General features: G+C 57.5%; 3 protein-coding genes and 5 pseudogenes. 1 reads left to right on the forward strand and 7 read right to left on the reverse strand.

All coding sequences use genetic code 11. The features are described 5' to 3' along the window. Positions 1–181: 181 nt before the first annotated feature. From NKH95_RS32840 to NKH95_RS32860, 5 genes and pseudogenes are all read right to left on the reverse strand, one after another. Positions 182–1,360: a M24 family metallopeptidase gene (locus NKH95_RS32840; protein ID WP_352894534.1), complete on the reverse strand. Its 1,179-nt coding sequence runs from the start codon at positions 1,358–1,360 to the stop codon at positions 182–184. Between the two features lie 489 nt (positions 1,361–1,849). Continuing rightward, positions 1,850–2,389: pseudogene (locus NKH95_RS32845) on the reverse strand (transposase); the annotation flags it as partial. 187 nt (positions 2,390–2,576) lie between these two features. Beyond that, the gene (locus NKH95_RS32850) at positions 2,577–3,719 is read right to left on the reverse strand and encodes a M20 family metallopeptidase (RefSeq protein ID WP_352894535.1); all 1,143 of its coding nucleotides are present in this window, start codon (positions 3,717–3,719) and stop codon (positions 2,577–2,579) included. Between the two features lie 32 nt (positions 3,720–3,751). Beyond that, positions 3,752–4,942 (reverse strand): aminotransferase class V-fold PLP-dependent enzyme, encoded by a 1,191-nt coding sequence (locus tag NKH95_RS32855; protein ID WP_352894536.1) that lies wholly within the window; start codon positions 4,940–4,942, stop codon positions 3,752–3,754. A gap of 532 nt (positions 4,943–5,474) precedes the next feature. Beyond that, positions 5,475–6,023 (reverse strand): annotated as a pseudogene (locus NKH95_RS32860) (transposase); the annotation flags it as partial. Between the two features lie 87 nt (positions 6,024–6,110). On the opposite strand from NKH95_RS32860, the pseudogene NKH95_RS32865 reads away from it, so the two are divergent. After that, positions 6,111–7,131: pseudogene (locus NKH95_RS32865) on the forward strand (IS110 family RNA-guided transposase). A 303-nt stretch (positions 7,132–7,434) separates the two neighbouring features. On the opposite strand, the pseudogene NKH95_RS32870 reads toward NKH95_RS32865, so the two are convergent. Beyond that, a pseudogene (locus NKH95_RS32870) lies at positions 7,435–8,526 on the reverse strand (IS3 family transposase). 75 nt (positions 8,527–8,601) lie between these two features. Beyond that, positions 8,602–8,898 (reverse strand): annotated as a pseudogene (locus tag NKH95_RS32875) (hypothetical protein); the annotation flags it as partial. Positions 8,899–8,969 lie beyond the last annotated feature (71 nt).

Below are 8,969 nucleotides of genomic sequence, written 5' to 3' on the forward strand. Positions count from 1 at the left end.
GTGCATGAATATCGCGGCGCCAGGACACGATGTCTGGGAGTAGGTCGGCGACGCGATTGACGATAGGCATGGGAGTCTCCTTTCTTATGGTTGGTAGGAACAGGTTCGATCTATCCAGCTCGACTAATGCGCTCGTATTTTCCTCGACTGGCTGTGATCAATCGGCCTGAACTGAATTTCGCTATCGGACATAAAGCTGACGCCCAAACTTTGTGAGTACCTCACAGCCCGTTTCGGTCACGCGGACTGTTTCGCTCGTGCCCGCGTCGGCGAAGCCGAACACTTTCACAAGAGATGGAATATGAAATGTCATATTAGGACGCAGAACGCGGGTCTCTCCGCGCTTGAAGGATAGCATGTAGCCTTCGCCCCAATCAGGCGGAAAATTGATGCCTATAGAATAACCGGTCCGTTTGAAGCGCCCTTCGTAGCCGCCGTCAGTGACCGTAGTCGACCACACATTCCAAACCTCCCCTAATGGTCTATCAGGTCGTATGGCGTCGAGCATCTTTTCAAGTGCCTTGCGTGAGACCTCTTCCATCCGCTCCAGTTCGCGATTTGCTGGCTTAACCACGGCTAAGCGCATGAGAGCAGCGCTATAGCGCCGCACGCACCCCGATATTTCCAGAAGGACGGGGTCACCTTCGAGAACTTTCCTTCCAGCCCACGTGGCATGAGCTTGGCTGGTACGCACCCCTGAGGATACAAACACAGGCAACCCCGGGTATTCGCTCCCCAATTTTGTTACGGTTCGCTGGATCTCTGCCGCGATGTCGTTCTCGTTAGCTCCAGCATGAATCTGATCGAGGCCGACCTCCATGCCGGCCTCCGCAATACGAGCAGCATGGCGAATATACTCCAACTCCAGATCTGACTTAACAACGCGCGAAGCTTCAACGGTCAAGGATCCATCTTGGAAATTCGCGTCACCGAGCATTTCTTTAAGTCGCTCGTAGTCGACGATCGACAGGAACCAGCTAATCTTCTCGATGCCAATGACCGCATTCGAGTAGCCCATCTCCCGGATAGTCGCTGCAAGAAGCTCAATCGGCGCCTCGTGATCCATATAACTGGTCGATTGCTCAATCCATGATAGCACCTTAACATTTGTCTCTTCGATGCCGCGCGTTATATGAAATAACTCACCCGAGATTGGTACAAGTAGGAACTGGCTGCTGAAATACCCTACGGTGTGATAGCCGCTCATATAATAGATATTCTCAGGCGTGCTCACCACTAGCAAGCCCAAGCCTCTTTCCGTCATCTCTTGACGAACAATTCTGAGCCGCCGTTGGAATTCTTCGATCGGAAATGCGAGATCTTTTTGAACAGCAGCGCTGTTCATGCCTGGGACTTTCATTCAGCCTACCCTCACCAAAGGAACGTGGCTCAACCGTAGCAGGGATCGAATCGTTCTATCGGCGATCTCTTGCGGTCTTACGCAGGAATTCTGCAAACTGCGGCGGAACCGCGCGGTGTCTGATGCAGGAACATGGCAGTCCGCGGGGTTAGTTTTGCCAACAAGGCACTGACAAAGCCACACTGAAGGCGGTATCGTCGGCTGCAATGACGAATCACTGCAATCGCCGGCGTTGCGATATCAGCTCACTGAAATGTGCGCTGGACTTCGAGATTCACGCTGCGCCTGTGAGCCGCCCAAAATATTGATCGCCGCTCCCGATTGACGTCCGCTCGATGAATTCTCGATGAGACTGAACTTTCTTCCGCCGCCGCTCCCTTGGGGCCGGAAGTGTCGAGGATGAAGCCGAAGCCGCCCGAATTGTAGTGGATGTGGGTTCGCTTGTAACGCCTATTCGACATCAAACGCCCCCGATGCAGCCCTCCGACAAGTCGGGACCAGCGCCTTCTCGAAATAGGCCAGGAGCACGTTAACGTTCATGGCGCCGTCGTAAAGATGAGCGCAGAAGGTCGTGGTGCTCCAGCGGGCATGCGGAACGCCGGCTTGGGAGCGTGGCCGCGCGACGCTCTTCCACACGCAGACATCTCTGTTGAGTGGCCGGTCTCATCGATGAACACGAGCCTCGCCGGATCGAGATCGAGCTGGCCGTCGAACCAGTCCCGGCGCCGCTTCAGGATGTCGGGCGATCCTGCTCCAGTGCGTGCGCGGACTTTTTGAAATTCGCGAAGCCAGGCGCTCAAGGCGCGGCGGCTGATCCGCACCGACCGCTCGGCGACCAGCCGCTCCACCATCTCGCTCAGCGGGATGACCTTCGCTGCTCGTCAGCTCGACGAGGAAGGCTTAATGAGATGAGCATCGAGGCTGGAGGCCCCCGCGGCGGACCGGCGGGCATGGCGCCAGTTCGCCGATCTTCGCCGGCGCAATCCAGCGGATCGCGCTGAACATTCCCACGCCGAACCGGGACGACATGCCCTCGTCCGAGTCTTAAAGACCCGTGAACCGAACATCCCCGCTTAATGCTTCTCCCAACTTCCACCTCCCATCGACGTGAATGTTGAATCAGCACAACACGCAGCCGTCACATCACAATCGATTCATCGATCACAGAACGTGCTCTGAACGTTTGCCTCGGACGTAAACAGTGTCGCTCGATTACTTAGTAACTAAGCATGATCTCTTGATAGATGTCGACCGCCTTCTCAAGCTGGCTCAGTTCAACATATTCATTGCTCGTGTGGGCGCGATCAATGCTTCCAGGCCCCAAAACAATGCAAGGAATCCCCGCAAGTGAGAGCTGGCTGGCATCTGTTCCATATGGCACGCCAATGTATTTTCCGGTCCCGGCAACATTGGCACATGCCGCCGCTGCCACCGCTGCAATTTTGCTGAACTCAGCACTGGTCGGAGCCGGGTCTTCCAATGCTGGTAGCACTGATCGGACCTTAATGCCTTCGCGATCTCGCATCCCCTGCAGTATGTCTTCTACTTCTTGCAACGCCTGCCCGGGCCGCTCTCCTGGAACAAGGCGTCGATCGATCCAGATGCGACATGATGGAGGAACGGTCGTAAGTTCCAACCCGCCTTCAATAAGACTTACCGTCAAAGTTGGAGGACTGACCAAGGGTTGCGTTCGCGAGGCAAGATCTTGACCGTATTCGTTTAGCGCCAATATAACCTTTGCCATGCCGGTTATGGCATTCACGCCGAGGTGAGGCTTCGAGGTATGAGCGGGGACCCCTTGTACCTCGATCTGCCAGCGGACAGAACCTTTGTGAGCGACCACAAGCTCTAGGTCTGTTGGTTCACCTACGACCGCGGCCTCATACGGCGTGCCCGACAACGCGATAGCGCGGGCGCCGATCTTTCGGTACTCTTCGTCGATGCTGGCTGCAACGACAATTGTAGCGTTAGGTTGGCGGTCTCCTAGGGTAGTGAGGGCCATCAACATCGCTGAAAGCGAACCCTTTGTGTCACAACTGCCTCGACCGTAGATTCGGCCATCTTTCTGCACAGCCAGAAAAGGGTCCGAGGCCCAATTGTCGGTTGGCACCGTGTCCATATGGGCGATAAAAAGTACGCGCCTGTCAGGATCTCTGCCTGGAACTGAGGTCAGGAAGTTCGAGCGGCCGTCAACGACGTGTTGGAGTTCATACTGCAGGTTTCTCTCTTTGCAAAACCCCTCGAGATATTCAGCTACCCGCCGCTCTCCGCTGCCCGTCGACGAAAGCGATGGGTTCACGCTCTCAATCTTGACCAGATCCTTGAGAAGCGCGACGGTATTGGCGCTGAGTGATGACATAGACTCTCCTGTAGATGCACGTGGGGTCGTCATTACCTCGACCAACTTTTGATTAGTTCAATAACGTGGTCAACTTCCGCCTCGGAGTTATAAAGATGGAGTGAAAATCTCAGCAGCCCTCGGCGCTTTGAGGCGATAACTTTATTGTCGATAAGATAGCTGTGTAGGGCGTGAACATAGGGGTCCGGCTCCCGCTCACCGGAGAGCATAGCCATATCACCGATCGCCACGATACTCCCTGTTTGCTTGCCGGGCGGCCCGCCACAGACAGGTAGTCCCAATTGCAGGAGCCCCAAAGCCAACCGCTTTGCCAAAGACGTGACGTGATTGTCTATTGCCTCGGTACCGATCTCCAGCAGTTGCCCCATAGAGGCGTAGGCCGCGATCATACCCGGGAAGTTGTAGTGGCCAATGTCAAAACGGGGGGCGCCAGCTCGGAGCTTGGGGGCGCTGAGAATGGCAGCCGACTCCGGTGCGTTTCCGAGATCGACGCTGAACCGAGCAAGATAAGCTGGATTGAACTGATCGGCCCACTCGCGACGGCAGAACAGAAATCCCGATCCGTAAAGACCCATTAAGCCCTTCACGGTCGAGACCGCCAGACCATCCAAACCCAGTTGAGCAACGTCGGTATGGAGTATCCCCACGGACTGGGTTCCATCCGCCAAAAGGAACGAGCCTCGACGCCTGCAAGCCTGGGCGATTTGCTCCGTCGCCGTGCGAAAACCAGGAACCATCGTAGCCGTTGAAAGGGCCACAACGCGCGTGCGGGAATCGAGGGCGTTGATAATCTTCTCGACTGGAATTGAGCCGTTATCCGGCTCCACGACTTTCAGCTGAACATTATGCAAGGCCTTGACCTGAAGCCATGGTAAAATGTTGTTCGCATGTTCCAGTTGAGGGCAAAGGACGACGCTGTCCCCCGCGCGCCAGTTGATGGCGTTAGCGATAATGTTGATGCTCTCTGACGCGTTCTTTGTGATAGCTATTTCATCTCGGTCCGCTCCAATCAATTGGGCAAACCTGGCGCGAGTCTTTTCGATATCCTTTAACTGACTCAACTCGTCGTTTTCGCCATGCAGTCTGTTGTCAAGATGCTGCTCGAAGGATGCTCTTGTGGTTCGCGAGATCAGGCCCTGATTCGCAACGTCCATGTAGATGAACTTTTGCGTTGCCGGAAACTCTTCCCGGATTGTGCTCAACGGAAGTAAACTGCTGTTCATAGTCGTTAGGGCTCGTCAAGTTGGCGGACGATAAGTGCCAGATGACCTACGTCCGATGATGCTAGGTGAATAGGACTCTGAACGGAACCGTGGGCACGGTTGCGTACAAGCAGCTCTGTTGCCTTGAAGGCATTATATCTGCCTGCCCTGAGAATACCGATCTTCTTTGCACGCCTACCGTATTCTTCCTGCGGAAATTCCTGTCTGATGCAGGATTTCTGCGAATTGATTGACCTACTGGACGTGCCAGCCATGGCCGCATAACTTAAACCAAGCGGCTCCGGCAACCCGGTGCGGTTCAGCCCGTGGCTCGCAAGTTGTCGACGGCCTATGGCTGATGTCGGTCAAGAACCACGAGTTCTGCGGGAGCGCCCGCTCTTCGGCGGCGGAGCAACAAGGCAGCGCAACACCATCCTTGCGGGAATGATCCGGAAGGTTTAGTGCGAAGACGCCGATCAGACCGCGAAGAGACCCATGCCCTCTTGCCGAGGTTCACATCGCGACCACTCCCGAAAGGTGGTCCCAAAACAGCGCCGCGTCCGCTCAACATTCGATAGCGGGCGGTCAGCCGTGTTTGAGCCTTCCATGCGATCTCGCGCACCTTCGGTGGTGCTTGTTCCAGCCGGTACAGCTTCGTCTTGCCGACTTTGGGCGGATGCCGGTAGGTCCATGCGCTCTCGACCAGCATGTGGCGAACGCGGCCGTTGCCCGCTTTGGTGATGCCGCCCCGTCTGACTGTCTCGCCGGTCGATCGCTCTCCAGGGACGAGGCCGAGATACCCCATGAGTTGGCGCGGGCTCTCGAACCGCCGCACGTCGCCAACCTCGGTGGCGAATGTCACGGCAACAATCAGGTCTATGCCCCGCAGGGTCTGGAGCGCCCGCACGATCGGCGCCAGCGACCAGGCCGGAACGAACTCCTCGATCACTCCCTCAAGCCGATCGACCCGCTCTTTCGAGACGCGCACCGCTTCGACCATTTCCTGAAGCGCGATCTGATGCGCCCGATGATCGAACGGTTGCTCCTGCAGCCAGCGCAGATAGCGCATCGTCCAACCCTTCTTACGGGGATAGATACGCCCTGACCTGATGAGGTGGACGGCCTCCGCTCCCGGCATCGCAATGTGCCAAAGTGTGGCTGTCGAAAGTCACATGAGGGAGAGCCGTCCATGGAGAAGGTTAGCACCATCGGTCTGGATGCGCCAAGCACGTGTTTCAGGTGCACGGCGTTGACGCGCAGGGCGCAGTGGTTGTCCGCCGGAAGTTGCGTCGCGAGGATGTAGTCGCATTCTTTACATCCTTGCCGGCGTGCTTGATCGGCATCGAAGCCTGCGCAACGAGCCATCATTGGGCTCGTGTCCTCACGGCTCTGGGGCATGAGGTTCGCCTGATGCCTGCGTCATACGTCAAGCCATACGTGAAGCGGCAGAAGAATGATGCTTCGGATGCCGAGGCAATTTGCGAGGCGGTCACGCGACCGACGATGCGCTTTGTTCCGACAAAGAGCGAGGAGCAGCAGAGCGTGTTGATGCTGCATCGCGTCCGCGAGCTTTTGATCCGGCAGCGGACAATGCTGGTGAACGCCTTGCGCGGCCACTTGGCGGAGTTGGGCATCATCACTCGTCAGGGTGCTACAGGGCTGAGCATGCTCGTCGCGTTGGTTGAGGACGAGGGGCACGACCTCATTCCCCCGCTTGCCCGATCGGCCCTCTTTCTTTTGGTACAGCAATTGCGTGAGGTGCACGAGAAGGTCTGTGAGCTGGACCGACAGATTCACATCTGGCATCGTTCGCACGAGTTGAGCCGTCGCCTCGAAACGATCCCCGGCATCGGTCCGATCACCGCCAGCGCAATCGTTGCGACCGTGACAGATGCTTCCCTGTTCAAATCCGGCCGGCAACTCGCGGCTTGGCTTGGCCTGGTGCCGCGACAGAACTCATCCGGAGGAAAGGATCGGCTCGGGCGGATCAGCAAGCAAGGCGATCCCTACATCCGTCGCCTTCTTGTTGTGGGAGCCCATGCCGTGCTTTGCTTCTGTCGTAATGGCAAAGCGGCACCCACTCGCTGGGCTGCCGAGCTTCTGGCGAAAAAGCCGTACAACGTCGTTGCGGTGGCCTGGCAAACAAGATGGCCCGGATCGTCTGGGCGCTGATCACTACGGGCAAGCGCTTCGCGGATTCACCGGCGTAGTGACGTAGTCGCAGAGGAAGCACAGAGGTTGGTGAGGTGCTGATGGTGTGATGACGGACGGTCGAACCGGGATCGGAAAACCCGCTCAGTGGGTGCCGCTCAAAAAGCGCGTTGACCTGTCTGGGATCGGATCCGCGGACTTCATCAAGGCCAGCGGCATGAACAGGCCGCACTCAAAGGCCGAATACATGCCTGCACCCGACCAACCTGTCATCAATATCAGAAAGCCCTTGCCACGCGGAGGCGCCTTTCTGATCCGATACCATTCTTTGGACCGCCGGAAGGTGGAGTTTTCCGGCTGTTTCACGATGGCGGGCTGACGGCGCCATCGGGATTGATCAACGAGATCGGAACCTTGTGCCTGATTGCGCCATGGGGGCGCACCTCGTTGTAGTATCTGCGCCAATCCTCCAACTTTTCGGCCGCGTCGGCAAGCGTCAGGAACCAGTGGGCGTTCAAACATTCCGCCCTGAAGCGGCCGTTGAAGGCTTCGATGTAAGCGTTGTCCGTTGGCTTTCCCGGTCGCGAGAAGTCGAGCGTGACGCCCCTGGTGTAGGCCCACAGATCGAGGTCGCGGGAGACGAACTCCGAGCCTTGATCGACCCGGATCGTCTTTGGATAGCCGATCTTGGGGCAGACCTGTTCCAGCATCCTGACCACATCCTCGGCTCGGTAACTGAAGCGTGGGTCGAGCACCGGCACGACGTATCTACGACCGTCAGGACCCGGATCTTCTTGCCCGTCGCGAGTTGGTCGTGAACGAAGTCCATCGCCCAGACGTCGTTGGGTTCGACGGCTGGCTGGCGATCGTCTCGCAGCTTCGCCTTCACCCGGCGCTTCGGCGTCTTGTTCCTCAGTTGAAGGCCCAAGTCCCTGTAAATGCGATAGGTCCGCTTCATGTTGATGTCCCAGCCCTCCCGCGTGAGCATCACGTGCACGCGCCGGTAGCCATAGCGAACCCGCGTCGCGCAGATGTCTTTGATCCGAGCTTCGAGGCCGGCCTGGTCACGGCGGCGGGACTTGTAGTGATAGGTCGAGGTGTCGAACTCCAGAACACGGCACGCTCGCCGGATCGACACGTTCCAATCAGCACAGGTATCGGCCACCAGCTCGCGTTTGCGACCAGGCCTCACAGTTTTCGGCGGATCACGTCCTGCAGCATCTCCTTGTCCAGCGACAGGTCGGCGACCAGCTTTCTGAGCTTGCCGTTCTCGTCCTCGAGCTGCTTCAGCCGCTTCATCTCTGTCGGCAGCAGCCCGTCATCTTCTTCTTCCAGTTGAAATAGGTCGCCTGGCTGATCCCGGCCCTCCGGCAGATCTCCGCCACAGGAAACCCATCCGCTCCCTGCTTCAGAATGAACGCCTTCTGCGCGTCCGAAAACTTCGATGCTTTCATCGCTTCCGCTCCTCTTCCAGCCGGGAAACTACAGCGGAAAACTCCAATTCTGAACGGTCCAGTTTCTGGGGATCAGATCAGCCCGTGCTTGAGCATGAAGGCGCTCACGTGCTGCCGGTGAACGCGAAGCGTCTCGACCGCGGCCGCCCGTGCGCGAACGAGATCCCGCATGGCTTCGTGACAAAAATACACCCGATCGAACTTGGCGGCGACCCGCTGAATAACGCGGCGCATGCTCTCATCCGATGCGTCGACCTCGCCGAAGAACCGAACCTCTCCCTCCCGGCCGGCTTCCGCAATCGCGATGGCATTCCTCAGCTTAGAGCATAATCTGACCTGATGGAATCGCGAGGGATTCCCATCGGGGAGAATATCTGATTCATCATGTCGGCTGGGTATGGAGGCCAGCAGGCATGGTTAGAGCCATATCGGAGGATTTGCGT

This window comes from Mesorhizobium sp. M0848, from assembly GCF_040319805.1.
Lineage (GTDB): Bacteria > Pseudomonadota > Alphaproteobacteria > Rhizobiales > Rhizobiaceae > Mesorhizobium.

Bases quoted from the DNA above. Each gene is read 5' to 3' on its own strand.
- NKH95_RS32840 (WP_352894534.1), bottom strand. From the start codon at position 1,360: ATGAAAGTCCCAGGCATGAACAGCGCTGCTGTTCAAAAAGATCTCGCA.
- NKH95_RS32850 (WP_352894535.1), bottom strand. From the start codon at position 3,719: ATGTCATCACTCAGCGCCAATACCGTCGCGCTTCTCAAGGATCTGGTC.
- NKH95_RS32855 (WP_352894536.1), bottom strand. From the start codon at position 4,942: ATGAACAGCAGTTTACTTCCGTTGAGCACAATCCGGGAAGAGTTTCCG.